This window comes from Nostoc sp. 'Peltigera membranacea cyanobiont' 213, assembly GCF_002245975.1.
GTDB lineage: Bacteria > Cyanobacteriota > Cyanobacteriia > Cyanobacteriales > Nostocaceae > Nostoc.
This window is the reverse complement of sequence record NZ_NOLI01000090.1, coordinates 1-20,710: the sequence shown is the minus strand read 5'-3', so window position 1 is coordinate 20,710 and position 20,710 is coordinate 1. Positions and strand designations below refer to the sequence as shown.

Sequence of the window (20,710 nt, the reverse complement as noted above, 5' to 3'; positions counted from 1 at the left end):
TCGAACTAAACGAAGACGTTACTACCAATCACCAAATTTGTCGCGGTGAAGTTATTCAAAGTTGTCAAAGTACTAAAAGCATCAGCACCACCATTGGCATCAACCTGAACTCTAGTAGAAGTACCCGATTGCACAAATCGTAAGTAGCCATCGGCGATCGCATTGGTGCCACTGTAGCTTAAACTCTTGAACAGGTCAGTTAAAACTAACTTATCGTCGTTCTTGTTAAAGTCAGTTATTGTATCACCAGTAGTCCCCTTATCGCTAAAAGCCTGGTAAACAAACTGGTCATTACCGCTACCGCCAGTCAGGGTGTCATTATCAGCACCACCAATCAGGATGTCATTACCGCTACCACCAATGAGAATATCATTACCAGCACCACCGCGCAGCAGGTCATTGCCACTCTTGCCGTCGATGCGGTCATTACCTCCTTGAGCGTTAATCACATCATTGGAGTTGTTAAAGCCGTCAACAGTGTTGTTGTTGTCGTTAAGGAAAGTGACTATGTTCTCTCTAGAAATAGTAGTTTGGGTAGAGTTGGCATCAAAAATATCAAAGTCGTTTTGAATGGTGGTTTGCCCATTAAACAAGATGTTACCCAAGTCAACACTAGCTCCGTTAACTTTTCGCAGGTTATCCAGGTTTTCTAAAGCAAAGTTTTGCAGGATTACCTTAGGACTATTGACGACGCTTTCAAAGGAGACTTCTAGATTGCTACCATTCTTAGTCAGCAGCAGATTTTGAGCAGTTAAGCCAGCCCCTTGGAATTTCAGAGTATCAGTTGCGGCAATGACTGCGGGTGATGGGTTTACTCCTTGACCAACACCACCGAAATCAGTGATTGTGTCTGTACCGTCACCTAAGTTGTAGACAAATCTATCTTGACCAGTGCCACCTGTGATGGTGTCGTTACCCTTGTTACCTGTAATGGTGTCGTTACCAGCTAATCCATTGATGGTGTTGTTGCTGGCTGTGCCTGTGAGAGTATCAGCATTTGGGGTTCCCGTCAAGTTGAGGGGAGTAACTGTCAGGTTAAAGATATCGCTGACAGTAGCGTTGCTGTTGTCTTTGGCGGTAACTTTGACACCGATGGTTCCCACATTAGCAGCCACAGGTGTGCCGCTGAAGATGCGAGTAGTCGCATTAAAAGTTAACCAACTGGGTAAGGCGTTACCGTTATCTAAGGTGGCGGTATAAGTTAAGGTGTTGCTTGTATCGACATCTGCAAAGGTGTTGGCGGGAACGGTGAAATTGAAGCCACTATTTTCAATGGTGGTTTTATCTGGCAGGGCATTTGCTACAGTTGGAGCATCGTTAACACCGTTGATGGTGACAGTAATGTTTTGGCTAGCTGTGCCATCAACAGATTTTACAGTAAAGGTTTCAGCTTTAGTTTGACCCGCACCTAAGAATTGCACTGCACTGTTGGCAACACTGTAGCTGTAGGCTCCGGCATTCGTGATGCTGAGACTACCAAGATTACCTGTAGCTGAAGTTACAGTGGTGTTGAAGATGTTTTGACCTGCATCGGCATCGCTGACAGTGAGGGAACCTGTGGCAGTGAGGTTGGGAGTAGCTGTATCTTCGGTGACAGATTTTGTCGCTGTGCCTGTAATAGTTGCAACATCGTTAACACCGTTGATGGTAACGACAATGTTTTGCGTAGCTGTGCCATCAACAGATTTTACAGTAAAGGTTTCAGCTTTAGTTTGACCTGCACCTAAGAATTGCACTGCACTGTTGGCAACACTGTAGCTGTAGGCTCCGGCATTCGTGATGCTGAGACTACCAAGATTACCTGTAGCTGAAGTTACAGTGGTGTTGAAGATGTTTTGACCTGCATCGGCATCGCTGACAGTGAGGGAACCTGTGGCAGTGAGGTTGGGGGTAGCTGTATCTTCGGTGACAGATTTTGTCGCTGTACCTGTAATAGTGGCTACATCGTTAACACCGTTGATAGTCAGGTTAACCGTTGCTGTGCTGGTGCCACCCTTGCCATTATCACTGGCTGTGTAAGTGAAGCTATCGCTGGCAGTTGCACCCACACCCAAAGATTCAAATTGACTGTTGGGGTTATAGTTAAAAGTGCCATTGGCGTTGAGAGTTAGCAGCGCCCCAGAAGCTAGGGTAATTGGTGTGCCGACTGTGACGCTGTTGCCATTAACTTTAATCACACTCAAGCTGTCGCCATTAGCATCAGTGTCATTGCCCAAGACGTTGATGTTGACAGCAGTATTTTCATCAGTAGTAGCAGTATCGTTGGCAGCAACAGGAGCGATGAAAGGCGATTCATAAGCCCCAATATCCACAGTACCGCCAATGGTGCGAGTGATACCGCGTTGGTCAGTGGTGACACCAGCAGGGATGAGGGTATTGTCTCCCGCGTTGATGGCAGCAGAACCAGAAATTATCGCGTGAGTTTGGGTAGCACCGCCGTTATTGGCGAGAGAGCCGATGACTTGGTTAATATTGGTAATGCCAGCTGAAGCAAAGGTGATGTCGCTGCCAGTGCCGATGCTGCCAGATGCGCCAGTCAAGCTACCGATGAGGTTGTTGGCATTGCCTGTCACCGCGCCAAAAATATCAGGGGCTTCATTTCCAGAATCGAAGTTCCCAGCGATGATGGTGTTTTGGGCGGTGACAGTGCCACCATCATTCCCTACACCACCACCGTCGCCACTGCCATTGTTGTCAGAGTCAGCAGTGTTATTGGTAATAGTGCTGTTGATTATGCTCAGTGTAGCCTGGTTGTAGATGCCGCCGCTGAAGTCTGTTCCCGCATTACCAGAGATGGTGCTGTTGGTAATAGTAGCTGTTCCTGCGTTAAAGATGCCGCCGCCGAACCCAGAATTACCAGAGATGGTGCTGTTGGTAATAGTCGCTGCTCCTCCGTTAGTGATGCCGGCGTAGCCCCCAGAATTACCAGAGATGGTGCTGTTGGTAATAGTCGCTGTTCCTAAGTTATAGATGCTGCCGAAGAACCCAGTATTACCAGAAATACTGCTGTTGTTGATAGTCAGGTTTTCTACATTGAAGATGCCAGCCAAATCAGACGCATCTTTAATCGTCAGTCCGTTAATTGCTACGGCAATTTCATTGTTACTACCATCATTCACGTTGAAGACAGCGAAGGCATTGTTGCCACTGATACTGAGATTGTTTGCCCCTAGTCCGTTGATAGTTAGGGCGTTGGTAATCTCTAATTCTCCAGAAGTTAGGGTAATGGTATCGGGAGTACTATCGGTAAACACGCTGCCTGCAAAGGTGATTGTATTTGCGTCTGGATTAGCATTGGCGTTGAGAATCGCTTGGCGCAAGGAACCTTCGCCGCTATCGTTGGTGTTGGTGACGACGGTATCGTTGGCAGCAATGGTGACGGTGGCGGTATTATTCGTACCATCGACGGTGTAACCTGTGCCAGTAGTTAGGTTGAGTTTCAGGGTTTCGTCTGCTTCGGCTTGAATGTCGTCAAACGCTGCTAGGTTAATATCAACAAAGCTTTGTCCTGCGGCAATGGTCGCCGTTAAGGTACTGCCAGAAACCGTGACGCTGCCACCACTGAGGGTATAGTCGGCTGTAGAAGCTGTGCTGCTGCCATCAAGGGTGAGGTTAATAGTTAAATCCCCTGTGGTGTCGGTGCGAGTTAGGCGATAGACACCGTTGCTACCACCTTCATTGGCTGTTGGTGTTTGTGCTGTGATGCTGACAGTGGGAGCAGTTGAGGTAACGTTAATTGTGCCGTAAACATCATTGTTATTTGTGGGTGTTCCTGTGTCGTTAGCTGCACTGTTGCCGCTGAAGGTAGGATTACCTACAGAATCGACGGTAGGTAGAACAGTAAGCATTCCCTGGTTATTGCCGTTGGTATTGGTGAGGGACTGCATGATGAAGATTGCCCCACCTAAACCTTGACCTGATTGCGATCCCGTCCCACCTGTGGCGGTGTTGCCGGTAAAGCTGGTGTTGTTGAGGGTTAAAGAGCCACTGCGGACGAAGATGCCACCACCCAGCCCAGCACCGCCGCCGCCGTTGCTACTAGAATCGCCGTTGCCACCACCGAATCCACCTAATCCACCAGAGCTGAAACCGCCGTTGCCGTTGGAGCTACCACCGCCAGCGCCGTAGCCTCCATTGCCGCCAAAGACGGGATTGAAGGACAAGCTGAACCTGTTGCTGAAGCCACCACCGCCACCGAATCCACCCTTAAAACCCTGGTTACCGCCCACGAAGCCGGCACCGCCACCAAAACCGCCGTTCACAATGCCGCCGCCACCAAAGCCGCCGTTGGGCTTACCAGGAGTGTAGTTCATGCCGCTACTGAAAGTGCCAGGAAAGCCGCCATAGCCACCGTAGTTGCCGTTGCCACCGTAACCGCCACTGTTGGTACTGCCAGAACCAAACAGTCCGCCGCCGGAGTTGCTGCCAGCATTGCCAAACATTCCGCCGCCGCCGTTACCCAGTCCACTAATACCGCTACTGCCGCCTTGTGCTGCGTTATTACTAAAAGCGACATTAGTTAAAGAGACGTTGCCATCATAGATAAACAAGCCGCCGCCCAGTCCAGCACCGCCGCCGCCTGTCGTACTATCTCCGCCTTTAGCCCGTCCGTTGGTGATGGTCAGGTTAGATATACCCACGGTTCCCGACAGAATGAATAAGGAGCGCACGTCGCCGTTGTCGTTGATGCCGTTGTTATTGGCATCGCCGCTAAGGGTGTGGTTGTTGCCCACAATGCTGATGTTGCTGTTCACCAGAGTTTTTACTACCCCAGTCACACGCACATCATTATTGAGGGTAATGGTGTCATCCCCTGCTAGTTGGTTAGCTTGGAGAATTGCATAACTGAGGGTGCCTGTAGTTAAACCACTGCCGTCATCGGTGGCTTGGTTGACGATGAAATTTGCCATTTGATTTTTTTCCTTTTCTTGAGGTAAATGAATTCTTGTGGAATTGGCGTCTCGGTCGCCTTGAACTAGGGGCGCTCATGTTGCCCATCCCACAAGATTGGATAATTTGTTTGTTGGAATTTTCTAAGTTGCAGGTCAGTACAACTTTGTTGCAGGTGAATGCAGCAAAGTTGTAGGTGAATGCAATAAAGTTGCAGGTCGATGCATCAAAGGTGCAGGTCGATGCATCAAAGGTGCAGGGCGATGCAACTAAGGTGCAGGGCGATGCAACTAAGGTGCAGGTCGATGCAACAAAGTTGCAGCTTGGTAGGAAAAGGGTAAGAGGATGTTTGAAAAGTCCTTTTGTCGGTAGCAAAACGTTTTAGATCCCCCTAAATCCCCCTTAAAAAGGGGGACTTTGATTCTGGTTCCCCCCTTTTTAAGGGGGGCTAGGGGGGATCGGTAAGTGCCTAAAATCACAGCCAAACATTTTTCAAACAACCTCTTAAGATTGAAAGCTTCATTTACTCACCGCTTCTACCGGCTGGGCGACAATGACGTTAGCCAAACTATTGCTAGGATTCTTCCAAAAAGACAAGGAATCATACTGAGTAAATAAATCCGGTGGTAAAATCGTCAGTCGCGGTTGAAACTCGACTTTAGGACGCACTTGATGTAGTCCTTTAGTATTCAGCCGATTATCAAACTCCGAAGCTTCGTATTCCACATTGGCAAAATCATGCTTAAATGGTTCCTCCTGCAAAAATTGATAAATCAGCGATACGGTTTTATCAGGTGCTTGGCTTAATAAGTCATAATCCACCAAAAGCAAAGAGGCGCTATGTTCGCTATAAAATGCTTCCTTGAGGGCGTTATAAGCAAACCCCACTAACCGTCCCCCTTGACTCAAGGCTTCGGTGCGGGTGTAAACTGTGGAGCGTTCAGCAGCATTATTAAACATCCGCGACACATCAAAAGTGTTTTTTCTAATCAGCCGTTCGATGCTATCCATAATCCAAGCGACATTCCGCACGCAGCAAATCACTTTTGAGCCAGGAAATAGCTCTTGAATTAAAGACAATTTGCCACACCACAAGCGGTTAGTATCGAATATGACTTCTTTTTGAGCTTGGGGTTCGTAAAAGGTGGAAAAGATAGTTAAGCTTAATGCCCGTTTTTGCTCAGGGGTGATAAAGACTGAAAATTCATTATCTTCGCTCATCGCTTCTAGCATTCGGTTCACCAGACTACCGACGGGGCTAGTCATGCTGGCGTGAAACCGGGGATTTTGCCGCAGTAACGCTCCGAGTAAGGTGGAACCAGAACGAGGTAAGCCGGAGATAAAGTGGATTTTGGAAGTCATTATGGTTAATTGGCGGGTTTGATTTGTTGCCCTGAGAAGTTGAATGTTGCTACAGGTGGGACATTATTTAATAAGGGATTAGCATTGAGGTTGAAAAAACGCAGTGTAATAGTCCCTTGTACTGTCTGCGTTTGAGGATTAAAGCTGGCTTGATAGTCAGAGCGGGCAATGCTACCAGTAGATCCTGCACTTCCTGGAAAAGCAAAGGTAATCGATCTGGCGCTGACCCCAGTTTTGCTATTACACTTCCAAGCACCTTGTCCATTGCTAAAGGGATTAAAGACGTTGGTAACACCACCTTGATTGGAGTCAATGACAAAAAAGTTACCTTCTTCGGTAAGTGTTATGACTCCACGCGATCCGATTGTGCCGTTTGAGTTGAAGATTGTTGTCAGATAAGAACCGCCGACATTTTGGCTACAACGTGCTGTATTATTATTAGTTTCTCGTGCTGACAAGTCGTTACCCCTAACAACATTAGGCGTGGCAAGTAGTGTGGAAGCAATAACAGAACTAAACAACAAGGTTTTGCAAGACAAGATTTTATTCATTTTCTTTTGAAGTTGATTACACAGATTTAATTAATTTACAGGTATTTTCAGATCAACATTTGTGGAGAAGTTGTATTGCAACATCTCTACGCAATGCAGTGTTTTTACTTAATCGTGTTGGCGCACAAGCTTTTGCACCTGTGCGCTTTGACCGCAGAGGCAAGGCGATCGCTAAAATTTGTTTAAATCATTGGCGTTATGAATTGTACAGCGATCGCATTGATCAATGCATCGTACAAGTGTCCTATTTTTAACTAGGATCGATGACCCATACTGTACTAGGTCATTGATCCTAGTAGTAAAGTACAGTGATATTGCTGGTTGATTTATAAAACAAATTTCTTATTAAACAGGTAATGACTATTATTCCGACCCTTTTGGGTTTATTTGCTGGCATTTGCCTGTATGTCGGTCTGCTCCACCTGTTAATTGCCTTTGGGCGGTTAAAACCCTGGCTGCACTGGTGCTTTGGGTTAACCTGCTTAGTAATTTGTAGTTATATCTTGGCTCTGATAGGCAAATACAAAGCCATTGATCTAGAAAGTTATATATATGCCAGAAAGCTTGTATCGTCATTAGGATATGTTTTTGCCATTTCTTGCGTCTGGTTTGTGGCTGTATATACCAAAGTTAAGCCAGTACGTCTACTTTTAACACTGAATAGCCTTTACCTTATCTGCTTTTTAATTAATCAAATTTCACCAATTGGGATTCTCTACTCCAAAATTAGCAGTTTATCAAGCATCTCTTTACCTTGGGGTGAAACGATTACCCACCCAGAAGGTACAATCAATCCCCTGGTTGGGTTCCAATTCTTAGCTTTAATCAGTAATGTAGTTTTCGCTTTTTACGCTTGTTATCGTCAATATCGGCGCGGTGAAAAGCAAGCGGCGCTAACTTTAAGTTTAAGTCTGGCAATTTTTGTCGGAACTGTTCAATGCGATCGCCTAGTTGATTTGGGAGTGTTTAAATCTCTATATCTCAGTGAATATGGATTTCTGTCCTTCGTGGTAATTATGAGTCTACGCCTAACGAAGGAGTTGATGCAAGCAGTGAAGCTACGCGAACAATTGATTGAAAGCGAACGCCTACGGAAGATAGCTGTGGAATTAGAACGAAATCGCCTCGCTCGTGATTTACACGATTCAGTATCGCAGACATTGTTTACTGTGGCAACAATTGCCGAAGCTTTGCCTAGAGTTTGGCAACGCAACCCAGAGGCAGCCCAACAGGGATTAGAGGAACTTGCCCAAATGACACAGGGGGCGTTAGCAGAAATGCGGAATCTACTGATTGAGTTGCGTCCTAGTGGTTTGACAGATAAACCATTAGGTGAATTGCTACAGCATTTAATCAAGGGAATTCTCGGACGGACAAGTTTAGAGGTAATAACGACGGTAGAAGGCGATCGGCCTCTATCTGATGAGGTAAAGCTTGTTTTCTGCCGCATTACTCAAGAGGCACTGAATAATATTATTAAACATGCCCAAGCTACGCAAGTATCAGTTAGTCTTTACAGTGATTCACAAAAGATGGTCCTGCGGATTAGTGATAATGGCTGTGGTTTTGACTACAACAAAATACCATCTGGTCATTTGGGAATAGCAATTATGAAAGAACGGGCTGAGTCAATTGGTGCTACTTTCCATTTGTCAAGCTATCCAGGGGAGGGGACTGAGATTGTCTTGAATTGGTCAATCGCTGTTTTGAAAATAGGGAGTGGGGAGTAGGGAATTGGGTATTGGGTACAAATAAAATTAACTACTAGGATTGTCATTTGTCATTTGTCATTTGTCATTGGTAAGGGTTTTAAGCGTATTTGCTTTTTAACATAGTTATGTTTATTTCCATCAAATTATTTAGAAAAGACAGATTTTGATATTATGTTGTGGGATTTTTGTGCGATTTACTGGCAGGAAATGAAAAATTAAAGATTAAGAATCTCACGGATAAATATGGAAAACAGAGCAATCATGTAAATGTATAAAAAATAGTTTTAATACTCGGATTTATATATGGAAAAAGATAAATCATTGAAACCAATTCGGGTGATTACAGTTGACGATCATGAAATCCTGCGGGGAGGTATTAAATTTGTTTTGCTGGCGTTTGATGACATGGAATTAGTGGGTGAAGCGCGTAATGGAGATGAGGCAGTAGATTTGTGCGAACAGTTGCAGCCAGATGTGGTGCTGATGGATTTGATGATGGTGGGAATGAATGGGGCAGAAGCAACAAGGGCTATCCGCAAAAAATACCCAGAAATTCAAGTTTTAATTTTGACGAGTTTTCTAGCGAATGACTTGGTACAGCAAGCAATGCAAGCCGGAGCTATTGGCTACTTGCTCAAGGGTATCTCGATTGATGAGTTGGCGGATGCCATACGAGCCGCTGCGATCGGTCGATCTATGTTGGCAGCAGAGGTGATTCAGGTGTTGCTGCAACCAAGCAAACCATCATCCCAAGCTATCTATGAACTGAGTAAGCGACAGCAAGAGGTCTTAGCACTGCTGGCTTTAGGATTGAGTAATGAAGCGATCGCTCAACGGATGAAATTGAGTCCTTCTACCATTAGGCATCATGTCAGCCAGGTACTAAATAAGTTAGGAGTAACCAACCGCACTGAGGCTGCAACTACGGCAGTACGAGTCGGATGTGTTTAGTATGAGTAAGACACAGAGTTATTTCTATATAATTTATACTACAAAGTTTTAAGATAATTAATTTCAGTTCTGCCAGCAAGCGATACCTACGGTGGGCTACGCCAACGCTACTACTTTTGTCACGCTAGTAAGGTGTTTTATTTTTGCAGGTCAATGCATTTAAGTTGCAGGTCAATGTAACTAAGTTGCAGGTCAATGCATCTAAGTTGCAGGTCAATGCATCTAAGTTGCAGGTCAATGCATCTAAGTTGCAGGTCAATGCATCTAAGTTGTAGGTCAATGCATCTAAGTTGCAGGTCGATATAACTAAGTTGCAAGTCAATGCATCTAAGTTGCAGCCTGGTAGGGAAGAGAAAAATTCAAAGTTTTATCAATTCACAGCTTTTGCTAAGGGACTTCCAAAAAATAAAATATACAGTAGGGTGTGTTAGGCGAAAGCCGTAACGCACCGAGATATCTGGCGGTGCGTTACGCTGTCGCTAACGCACCCTACAAAATTGGATATTTTTTTAATTGGAAGTCCCTAATCCTAAAACTCGTTGATACAAAAAGTTGCAGTGTTAGCGATCGTGTTTGTTCTCGTTATGGTCTTATACCACCTGTACCTACCTCCACCTTCTGCGATCCTTCAACAATCTGGTAAAGTTTGTGTTCAAATTTTTGCATACATGCTGACCAATCAAAGTCAAGTATAGAGGGGCGAGCGTGCCGAGTCATATCTGCTTTCAAATCAGGATTTTCTAGAATCGAAATCACCTTTTGGGCGAAGTCTGTAGGGTTGTTAGGTTGAGCAAGAAAGCCGTTATGACCAGGAGATACCTGTTCTGAGGTTGAAGGTGCAACAACAGCAACCAGAGGGGTTCCAGAAGCCAGTGCTTCATTATTTGTAGTGCAGAAGTTCTCGGTAACGGAGGGGTTGACAAAAATATCCGCTCTAGCAAACCAACCTAAAAGTTCCGTACCGTGAGACTCGCCCCATACAGTAATACCCGATCCAAACTTTTTAGCCCGCTGACGGATCTCTTCATCTAGCGGGCCACTACCAACAATCACCAGATGGACATCAGGAATTTTGGCAGCTATGACTGGAAAGATATCAAGCAATTGGTTAACATTCTTTTCCGGGGTAATGCGTCCAACAAACAAAATAGTTGGTCGATTGTCGTTAGGAATGGGATTGTAACAAATGTTTCGCGGGTGAAATTTTTCGCAATCAATGCCTTGATAAGGCACATATTCAGCCCGTTGGCATTTTAATTCTTCGTATTTAGTGAGTTGTTCTTTAGAAGAAAAGTAATTAAAGTCATAAGACTCACTAAATTGCTTGACTAAAACGGGAATAATCGGACGAACAAAGTTAAAGAATTTATCTCCAAAATAATATTTGATATACGCAACGATATCAGTATGGAAGAGTGATATTATTGGCGTGCCTGTTCGTTTTGCGTATTCGACACCGATGGGACGACCATAACCTTGCAAGAAAAATGAGTATAAACCTCTCATTTGCGCGGCTTCTTCAACCACGATAATATCAGGCTTAAATTTCTCCAGCAACTTGGTATCACTCCAATGGCGATAGCTCAACGGTTGAGGAAGAGACTTATAGAATAACAGTGGTTCTGTGGGGAATGCGTAAGCAGAGAAATTAGGGAAAGACTGAATTTCATTCAAACCTTGCATGGGGCGATCGCCTACATTTTTGGGGTAGCGATCGCTGATTTGCGGATGGATTAGAAAAACTTCATGTCCCTGTTCTAGCAACCAACGAACTCGTTGGTGAACTGCGACAGAAACTCCAGTCAAGAAAGGAGCATACAAGCCTGTAAATAGTGCAATGCGAAGTTTTTGCTTAGTCATAGAAGAAAAGGGGAATATTTCACGAAAATACTGGTTTTGAATTTAGGATTTACACAGCAAATGTTTCATGAGCATCCTGATTATCTAGCTCAGAAATTACCACGAATACTGTTAAGTGAAGGATTTAAACATTGTCAAACAGTCAAAAGTGTGGGTTGTGAAGTGGATGCTTATAAACCTTGGCTTAAACTATCAAAATATCCAAGTTGCTAAGTCAAAATTCCCCTTAATATATTTGTCTAAACCCTCGATCTTAATACAAGTGGATTTTGAAAATTCGCAAAAAAACTTGTATTTTGACAAGGGTTATAGCTAGGATATTTCTACTAAATATAAGATAATCTAACTTGAATACTAGGGAATGTTTAGTGTAATAACTTTCATGCCCTAGTTCATATTTAGTGATTTAACTCAAAGAGAAACCTTGCTATCAATAGGCTGATCTAACCATTGATAAGGGCGATATTCCACTAACCGGACATTCCAAGGCCCTTGAACTCGATAGGAGACACCGCGCCAGGTGACTGTTGAAATCCAAATAGATGATAGCATCGCTAACCCATAAACCCACTGTGTTAGCGGAATCCCAATCAACATTTTGATAATTGTAGCAGCTGATAATTTGGCGTAGACGTGCAACGGCTTGCCCATAGGCATCATCTGGTCATTAGAGCGAACCACTCGCTGGATCTCTAATTCCAACACGAGCATTATCAACAGTAATCCTAAAGTATAGACACCATAACAGACTAAGAAGAGAGCCGCAGCTTCCCATTTTGCCTCTAAAAATGACTCTAGAACTAAAACGATCAGTGTCGTAGGAAACAAAATGCTAGAAACAGCTTCACTGACTAAAGCTAACCAACGCGGGTGATACAATCGAGAATAAAGTATTAGGCGCTTGAGATAGTCGATTAAGTTGGATAAATCAGTCTCTTCACGATTTACAATCAGCAGCGAAGGCACAAATTTTACCTGGAATCCATGTTTTTTGAGGATGTCGTGCATCATAAAATCTTCGCCTAAAGCTTGTCCCCACTTATCTAGCAGTTCTGTTTGGCGAAGCACTTCTGTCTTCACAGCCAAACTCCCACCCCAAGGAATCTGGAAGATAAACATTTGCACTACTGTGGATACATTGCCGATATACCGTACTAAAGATCCCCAATACCTACCTGTCGGAACGTACCAACGATTACCTGTTGTTGCCCCTACTCTAGCATCACTTAAAGGACTAACTAATTCTCGCAGCCAATTCAGATGGACTATGGTATCAGCATCTACTAAGGCAACCACTTTGTAGGAATCATCCAACTCACGGACAGCTTGGACTAAAGAACTACATTTGAGACTACAATTGTTGCGTACTATTCGCAAAGGGCTAATTTGAACGTTGGTCGCTTCTTGCTCCGTGATGCTTTCACTGGCAATTTTCCAAGCGGGATCTTCGTGACTATCAACGATCAATTTTAAATCATAGTGTGGATAGTTTTGGTTCAGGAGCGATCGCAAACATCTAGGCAAAAACGGATCGGCTCCGCGTAGGCAAAGAATCACTGCTGTTTTGGGTAACTGGTCATCTGGTAATAAGTTTTTTTTAGATGAGCGCAGGTACCATATAAATACAAGCGTAAAACACACCTGAATAACCAGCCAACCCATCAAAGACTTAGACAAAAATATCGCCAAATCTTCCATTAAATTTTTAATCTCCGGTAGAATCTTGCCTTGATTGTTGGGAATTGGGGATTAGGGACTGGGGATTGAAAATCAGAAGTATCTCCTAGAGAAGGAGTCCCCAGTCCCCAACCGCCTTTATGAATCCAGCGAATACTTCATGATTATGTTGACCGTTGTATTTTTATTTACAACAAAACTGGCATCACGAAACTTTGGTGAACCTGTTTGTATGGACACAGTTGGATTTTTGGAAATCCCAAAACCTTCTGTGGGAATACCAAAAAAGTCTTTATTGAGTTTGCGATCGCCATTTTGATCGTCAACCACGGCGACAGCATAAGTTCCAGGCTTCAAACCAGAGAATTCTTTTTTAACAGAATTGCCAGTAATCTTAGCGCAGCCACTTTGAGATCCACTAGAATTACTCATCGGAAATCCTTTTTCAGTTGCGTAAACTCTGAAGCAAATCTCACCTTTTTTGTGTTGTATGCCATTTACCACAACACTTAGTGTTTCAGTTGGTTCTGCATTTACCGTTTTAGCAAAGCTGAAGCTCACTAAAGTAGCAAGTAAAAAATGAGATAATTGAGATAGTTTCAGCATAGTTTTGTAGTAAAGAATAGGTGGTCTTGGGGCTGGATAAAAGCTGTATTTAGTAGCTTTTATTTTTAACTAATTGTTCAATGTAAAACTTGAGTTTTTTTAATTGATGCTGCTTGCAAACCTTTCCAAAGTCCTTGCAGCACTTTTAGTAAATCTTTCAGCAAAAGATATTCTGTCCCTTTTAACTGCCGATATAGACTTAGATGACAACGCAGCCGGTCATCCCAACTCAGGGGACTACGCCATATAGAGAGTAAATACTCCCAAATTATTCTCCAATGTGGCAATAAAATTTGTCCTTTCTTTGCTGAATCAAACCACACTGTATAGGCATAAAAATCAGGTAGCATACTCAACGATGGTTTTTTAGTGTTGTTAGCAAACAACATATAATTAGGGAAATACATACTCATTGATTGTTGCGGATGGCTTCTGGCAAAAAACAGGTATTCAGGGATTTCATAAAACCTACCAAGAATACCAAGTCTTAATAAAAGAATTCCATCTGCATTACCGTAACCACCCATCGGCGGTATCATTTTCAGGGCACTGGAGCGAATTACTCCGTAACATTGATAACATAAATGTTTCGTCAGCAATTCGTTAAAACGCTTGTGTGGTTTTAGTGCATCTGCCTTGAGTTTAATATTGTAGTTTTGGAGAAAACTCCCCTCTTCATCAATGAAATATGTATGGGAGTGACACAAGATTATGCTAGGGTCTTTGTCAAGCACCTCAACACACTTCTTGATAAAATCTGGAGCATGTAGATCGTCATAAGCTGCCCACTTAAAATACTCACCTGAAGACAATTTAAAGACGCGATTAAAGTTACGGGCGCAACCGATGTTCTTGTCATTGCGATAGTAACAGATACGTTTGTCTTTCTCAGCATAAGCTCTACAAATTTCTTCAGTTTTATCTGTAGATGCATTATCTGAAATAATTAGCTCAAAATCTTCAAAGGTTTGAGCCAAGAGTGAATCTATGGCTTCTTTGATAAATTTTTCACCATTGTATACAGGTAATCCGATACTTAAACGTGGAGGATTAGTAGTCATATAAAACAAGTATTTGGAAAATCTGTGGATTATTTAGTTCTCAATTGCAGATAATTGTTAGGCAGATGCAACCGAAGAATTCAGAAGTTAGAAGTCATTAACTCCAAACTCCTTACAATCCAACAATGATTCCAAAAATATTTTGACTATTTCATCAAGCTTTGAATATCTGTTTTTTGCACCCATTCATGTGTTCGCTGCATTCCTAATTCTAGATCGACTGCTGGTTTATAATTTAACAGACTTTGAGCTTTGACAATAGAACAAGCATAGGGACGAGTCATAAAATCTATCGACTCTGGTAAGATATCAACTTTTTTCCGAAAAAGTTTTTGTCCTTGAACGCGTAGCTTTAGAAACAACTTGATTTCATCTTTCGATAATGAAAGGGGTGCTTGTAAACCTTCCATTGCTGCTAAACGCATAAAATACTCTTTCCAAGAAGTTTCTTGTCCGTCAGTGATATTAAATATTTCACCGGAGGTTTCTTTTTCTATCGCTAGAAAGATCCCATCAATCAGGTTATCTATATATACGTGATTGATTACTCCTTTAGCATCATTGGCACAGGCAAATAATTTTTGACGCATCATCAAAATCGGTCTGACTATCCAAGGTATACTTCCTGGTCCGTAAACATCTCCGGCTCTAATAACGATGATGCCAAAATCTGGAGAATTATTTAGTTCTAAAACTGCTGTTTCAGCTTCTATTTTTGTTTGACAATAGGGATTATTTTCGCCCGAAAGCGGCCCAGATTCTGCAACACCATTAGGATAGTTGAAACCGTAAACCATCACACTTGATAGATGCACAAATGTTTTTACACCAGCCTGTTTAGCAGCTTTAGCTATGTTGACAGTACCGCCAACATTAACATCACGAAAATTCTTAATTGCACCAGCTTCTTCGGCTAGTTGATCTGTATGTAAAACGATATCTACTCCCTGACAAGCTTTTTGAGCAATAGTAGAATCGGTGATACTACCAATAATTACTTCAACACCTAAATTGTGTAATTGTTTGTTTTGTTCTGTAGAACTTTGTAGTCCACGAACTTTCATCCCTTGCGCTATGGCTAACTCGGCTGCACGCAAACCGACAAATTCATCAATCCCGGTAATTAGCAGGGTTTTGTCTTTGAGGTTCATAAGATTGAAACTATTGTTAAATTGGTGAATTTGATTTGCTAGATAAAAGACTTGAAGCTATACCAAATTGGGATTTTGGTAAAGATTTTTAATCAGAAATCTAAAATTGCTATAAAGAAAAAGGTTTCTGTGAAGAGGCTACACCAATGCTTACTTTTGAGTTTAGTTCAGGCAAAAAGATTCGCTGATTTTGCTGCTAAAAATAGCTAGAAAATATCTCCCGGATCTGCGGAACGGAGTTTATTGATGGCAAGCGCTCCAGAAGTAATACACATGAGAACTGTTGAAGTTAAGACTATCAATGCATTATTAGTGGTCATAAGTATTGGTAATTTAGTCGCTTCTGCTGCAAAACTATATAACAAGACAGAAGTAATAAATCCTGGTATATAACCTAAGATTGCCAAGATTAAAGCTTGCTGAAATACCACATTCAACAAATATCTATTGGCATAACCAATTGCTTTTAAAGTGGCGTAAGCAACGAACTGTGTAGCAATATTGCTGTAGAGAATTTGATAGACAATAACCACACCAACAACCGCAGCCATTGTCAGCATCAAGTTAAGAATAAAACCAATGGGGGTTCTAACAGCCCAATATTTTTTTTCAAAATCAATGAAGCCTTGGCGGGTAAAGACTTGGACATCATTAGGCAAACTTGCTTGCAAACTTTTTAGTACTGTTTCTGCATTAGTACCAGGTTTGAGGGAAATCAAACCGATATCTATCATATCTGCCGGACGAGTATTGGGATTTATCCTCAAAAAAGTTGAGTCACTAACAAGCAAATTTCCGTCTACCCCAAAGGAAGGCCCTAATGTGAATAAGCCGCCAATTCTGACTCTATAGCCAATTAATGAATTGAAGGGAAATATTTCAATTGTCTGTGCAGTATCTCCAGCATCAAATTTTTCAGCTATTGGGCCAAACTCTGGGCGAGAACCTCGGTCAAAAAGTACGACATCAGGAATTTTTAGTTTATCTAAATTTTTCTCCACTTCTGGGAGATTCATCACAGGTCTACCTGGATCGAAACCAATAACATATATTGAATATTTCTCACTAGTTGCCGGATTTTTCAGTTTAGCAAATTGTAAATACATAGGGCTAACTGACTCAACGCCATCAAACCCCAGAGATTGGTACAAACGAGTCCGTGAAAAGCTTTGATTTGAGGTTAAAGATTTGTATTGCGAACTAACTACAAATAAATCTCCCTTGAGATTTTGATGCACTGCGGTTGCACTGGAATAAAGAGCATCTTGAAAACCAAGTTGCACAAACATTAGCAGTACAATAAAACCAATCCCGGCTACAGCTATTAGTAAACGAAATTTTTGCTGGGCTAGCTGTAGCCATGCTAAAGGAATTTTGAAATTCATGGATTTATTTGTCTTTTGTCATTGGTAATTTGTCATCGGTCATTTGTCATTTGTCAATGACTTATGCCAATTGACTAAATATGAATGGCGACATCTACCTGTAAATTAGTTAAACGAGCTACGCGCTCACTATCTGCGGGATTATCGATGGATATTTTCACTTCAACTATTCTGCGATCTGTGTCTGAACCGGGGTTGAGGCTGAAGATGTTTTGCTTGTCAACTTGCCAACCAATCTCTTTTACAGTTCCTTTTATTGTTCCAGTAAATGCAGTGCTGCTAATTGTGGCTTTTTGTCCTACACGCACTTTTTGAACATCGGTTTGATACACCTCTGCGATCGCAAACATTTGAGATGTTTTACCGATTTCAGCAAATCCTCTGCTGGTGCTGATGACTTCTCCGGCTTTGGCGTGGATTTTTAAAATTTTGCCATTTATGGGAGATTTGATATAGCTTAAATCCAAGTCGGCTTTTGCTTGTTGAACAGAAGTTGTGGCACTGTTGACTTCGGTTTGCGCGACTTGAACATCTACACCACGCACTTCACTAATACTGGTGAGTTGCGCTTCTGCTTGCTTGCGTTGTGCTTGGTATGTGTCTTGAGTCCGCTTGAGGGTGGCTTGGGCTTCTGTTAGCTGCTGTTGTGTAGTCTTGAGTTGCAAGGCTTTGGTATCTGCTACAGAAGCCGCGATCGCACCTTGTTTATATAATTGCTGATAGCGATCGTTCTCAGCTTGAGCGTTGTCTACTTCCGCCTGGATGCGGTCGATTGTGGCCTGTTGGGTAGCAACGTCTCCTTTATATTGTGGCTCTAAACGCGCGATCGCAGCCTTTTGAGCATCAACATCTCCCGTTTTACCTCCAGATTTCACCTGCGCTAATTTAGCTTTAGCAACTTGCAGTTGGTCTAAAGCTTGTTGCAAAGCTGTTCTAGAACGACCATAATTTTCTAGATAAGCCAGTAATTGCCCTGCTTTAACCGTATCTCCTTCTTTCACTAACAGTCTATCTACTCGCACCCCATTATTGGAAGCAGGAGCAGTCAAAGATGTAACTTCGCCTTCTGGTTCCAAACGTCCCAAGGCGGTTATAGCAACTTTCGCAGGAGTCACAGCTTTTGGTGGATTCGCTGCTGGTGTCACAACTTTAGGTTTAGACCAAAACGGTACTAAACTATAAAAAGCTATTAATCCGGCCGCTAGAGTGAGAGAAGCTGCTAAAATTACTTGCGATCGCCCTACGGGTTTTGTGAATAATCGGCTTTCTTTATTTACCGCCATATTTTCATTCCAATTCTGTTTTCTATGGGATAGCCTGGTTATATTTAGTCGATTAGATATAGACTCATCTGTAAATTACCAAGAGGGCTTTTCCTCTAGGGTTTTTACCTTAATAAACTGGATGTGTCTAAATTGGTTTTATATGAATTGTTGTAAGCTTTTACCGCCCAAACTCACTATTTTGGCGTGAAAATCAATGGTGGTGTTACTTCAAAGCTTCCTAAGTTATATCCTAATTTGACATCTAATCCAGTAGCGTAAAATACATATTGCTAACCAGAAAACTTAACTCCCAAGAACAACGAAGCGCTAATAAAAATGCAATCAAAACTTGGATAAACTTGTCATTAAGTATGACGTGGAAATTAATTTTTGTCAATGCGTTCACTTTGCATAAGTCTTGATTATTTAACCAAATTTTTTCATCAGAGTAAAATCATAGACTAAAAAACTTTACTCATTATTAATCCTTAGTCTGCTAATTGAATACCAACAGATGGTTTTTTCTTAAGCAGATTTGATATTATTAACAGATTATTGTTAGCAAGGTTGTGTATCATAAGACATTTTCATCTATTTTGCTAACAGCATCCTAATTCAATAAGCTTCAACTGAACTTATTACAGAATTATTTTATGAAGCTGAAGCTTATTTTATCTGCATTTTAGAATATTTTGTCGCCCTGACAGCAATAGATAGTCTAGTAGGGCTAGTCTAAAAATCTGACTGGCTTGTTTATAAATAACTGCAAGACAAGAGCTAATAGTAGTAAACGTTATATTCCATCAATACTTGGGGTAAATTCCAAATCGGTGCAGTCAAGTAATTGTTGCTACTTTACTACCAAAGACATCATGGATAAATTAATTTGATAAGAACTACTGGCATTTTTTCTAAATTGATAATATATACAGTTCCCAAAAGTATTCTTCTTTTAAAAGACAAATGGCTTTATTCTTCCGATCGTTTAAAACAACGATCTCATAATTTCCGTGTTTCCAAATATGCAATAGCCAATTCTCTTGAGATAATATCTTTACCTTAGCCCAAGATAAACCGCTTAATCCTCCAATTGATATATAAATCTCCTTGCTAATATTCAACTCCCATAGTCTTTCTTGAAACCACACACTAACCTCACAAAGAGGTACATCTTCAGCTATTTTTTGGGTAGGATTAATATCAAAACCTGCAATTTTTTTCCAGATAGTTATAGGCGATGGAGATTCAGAATCTGCGAGATTATCGACAAACATCATGGAGCTACAACTAGATAAAAGATTGTTTAATTTTTTGAAATCTTGGTGTTTTTCCAGAAGATTTCTTAATTTTTCAGACATAAACTATCTCCGAATTAATACATAAAATTGTGAGACTATCTCTTTGTAAGAATGCACTAAAAATTTTTAAATTATTGATTATGTGTGTATTTTTGCTCCTTTGAAGTTCGTTTTTCTTTCTCAGGCTTAAGTCAGAATATGGTTTGGCACATCTTCATACATAATTTGTATGAGAAACATCAGTTTGTAAATAACATTATTCTTTAAAATCAACATTACGTCTAATCTCACTCTTTGCTTTTTTTGACTAAGGTTGTCACAAGTGTATTTAGTGATATTTAAATTATTATCTGTGATAATTGCTACTGCAATCAATTACAATGCCGCTCGGTTAGTAAATGCAAAATCTAAAGTTTGCTTATGTTCAATTTTTACTGAAGATTTATATAACCTATATTATGTTTATCAAGCAACATACTAAAAATTAACATTTGCTTTATCAATCACCGCATTGCTTCTTAAGTTGACTTATATTGAAAAATAACCCAAAACTTTGACTCAATTATGATGCTTCTATGAAAAAATATATTTATGGTTGTTCAGTTTTTCTATGTATTCATTGAATTGTTACTTACTATAGGAATCATATTTGATTTTTGAACAAAATTAGGTATTGTAGGGTGTGTTAGAACGCAGTTCGTAACGCATCAAACCCTTGATAATCGTGCGTTACGCTGTCGCTAACACACCCTACGTATCTTTTCATAAATCAAATACTAGTCCTATAGACAACAGATTTGTATTGTTAACTAATCCAGCAGAAATTTATGGTTAATGCGTAGATAAGAAAATATCTGACACATTTATAGAGTTATAAATTATACTTTTTTGCTTAATTTTATTCAAATTAACATCAGTATAGCGTTTCCCGGTCTGGTGAG

At 41.4% G+C, this 20,710-nt stretch carries 15 protein-coding genes; 4 read left to right on the top strand and 11 right to left on the bottom strand.

Translation table 11 applies throughout. The features are described from left to right. Positions 1-5: 5 nt before the first annotated feature. A complete protein-coding gene (locus CDG77_RS22165) occupies positions 6-4,910 on the bottom strand; it encodes a beta strand repeat-containing protein (protein ID WP_143857069.1) in 4,905 nt (1,634 codons plus the stop codon). Positions 4,911-4,945: 35 nt separating this feature from the next. Here CDG77_RS22165 and CDG77_RS36715 point away from each other — a divergent pair, with 35 nt between their 5' ends. After that, positions 4,946-5,086, top strand: coding sequence for a hypothetical protein (locus CDG77_RS36715; RefSeq protein WP_190234028.1), 141 nt, complete (start codon positions 4,946-4,948; stop codon positions 5,084-5,086). A gap of 323 nt (positions 5,087-5,409) precedes the next feature. Here CDG77_RS36715 and CDG77_RS22145 read toward each other — a convergent pair whose 3' ends face one another. After that, positions 5,410-6,252, bottom strand: coding sequence for a sulfotransferase family protein (locus tag CDG77_RS22145; RefSeq protein WP_094331494.1), 843 nt, complete (start codon positions 6,250-6,252; stop codon positions 5,410-5,412). A 5-nt stretch (positions 6,253-6,257) separates the two neighbouring features. After that, the gene (locus tag CDG77_RS22140) at positions 6,258-6,803 is read right to left on the bottom strand and encodes a hypothetical protein (protein WP_094331493.1); all 546 of its coding nucleotides are present in this window, start codon (positions 6,801-6,803) and stop codon (positions 6,258-6,260) included. 98 nt (positions 6,804-6,901) lie between these two features. Between CDG77_RS22140 and CDG77_RS36710 the strand changes: the two genes are divergently transcribed. The 3 genes from CDG77_RS36710 (at position 6,902) to CDG77_RS22130 (ending at position 9,466) form a co-directional block, all read left to right on the top strand. Further along, complete coding sequence (locus tag CDG77_RS36710; protein WP_190234027.1) at positions 6,902-7,057, top strand: hypothetical protein; 156 nt, start codon at positions 6,902-6,904, stop codon at positions 7,055-7,057. Between the two features lie 102 nt (positions 7,058-7,159). Further along, complete coding sequence (locus tag CDG77_RS22135) at positions 7,160-8,533, top strand: sensor histidine kinase (RefSeq protein ID WP_094331492.1); 1,374 nt, start codon at positions 7,160-7,162, stop codon at positions 8,531-8,533. Between the two features lie 285 nt (positions 8,534-8,818). Then, positions 8,819-9,466, top strand: a complete 648-nt coding sequence (locus CDG77_RS22130) for a response regulator (RefSeq protein WP_219852054.1) — start codon at positions 8,819-8,821, stop codon at positions 9,464-9,466. A 582-nt stretch (positions 9,467-10,048) separates the two neighbouring features. Here the strand turns inward: CDG77_RS22130 and CDG77_RS22125 are convergent. The 8 genes from CDG77_RS22125 to CDG77_RS22085 all read right to left on the bottom strand — a co-directional run bounded on the left by CDG77_RS22125 (position 10,049) and on the right by CDG77_RS22085 (position 19,829). Further along, entirely contained in the window at positions 10,049-11,326 is a 1,278-nt protein-coding gene (locus tag CDG77_RS22125) for a glycosyltransferase (protein ID WP_094331491.1), read from the bottom strand. Between the two features lie 411 nt (positions 11,327-11,737). Beyond that, a complete protein-coding gene (locus CDG77_RS22115) occupies positions 11,738-13,024 on the bottom strand; it encodes a glycosyltransferase (protein ID WP_094331488.1) in 1,287 nt (428 codons plus the stop codon). 117 nt (positions 13,025-13,141) lie between these two features. Next, positions 13,142-13,609, bottom strand: a complete 468-nt coding sequence (locus tag CDG77_RS22110) for a DUF2141 domain-containing protein (protein ID WP_094331487.1) — start codon at positions 13,607-13,609, stop codon at positions 13,142-13,144. 77 nt (positions 13,610-13,686) lie between these two features. After that, positions 13,687-14,670, bottom strand: a complete 984-nt coding sequence (locus CDG77_RS22105; protein WP_094331485.1) for a glycosyltransferase family 2 protein — start codon at positions 14,668-14,670, stop codon at positions 13,687-13,689. A 146-nt stretch (positions 14,671-14,816) separates the two neighbouring features. Continuing rightward, complete coding sequence (locus CDG77_RS22100) at positions 14,817-15,821, bottom strand: NAD-dependent epimerase/dehydratase family protein (RefSeq protein WP_094331484.1); 1,005 nt, start codon at positions 15,819-15,821, stop codon at positions 14,817-14,819. A gap of 206 nt (positions 15,822-16,027) precedes the next feature. Beyond that, positions 16,028-17,206, bottom strand: a complete 1,179-nt coding sequence (gene devC, locus CDG77_RS22095; RefSeq protein ID WP_094331483.1) for an ABC transporter permease DevC — start codon at positions 17,204-17,206, stop codon at positions 16,028-16,030. A 74-nt stretch (positions 17,207-17,280) separates the two neighbouring features. Next, entirely contained in the window at positions 17,281-18,489 is a 1,209-nt protein-coding gene (locus tag CDG77_RS22090) for an ABC exporter membrane fusion protein (RefSeq protein ID WP_094331481.1), read from the bottom strand. An 893-nt stretch (positions 18,490-19,382) separates the two neighbouring features. Next, positions 19,383-19,829: a hypothetical protein gene (locus CDG77_RS22085; protein ID WP_094331480.1), complete on the bottom strand. Its 447-nt coding sequence runs from the start codon at positions 19,827-19,829 to the stop codon at positions 19,383-19,385. Positions 19,830-20,710 lie beyond the last annotated feature (881 nt).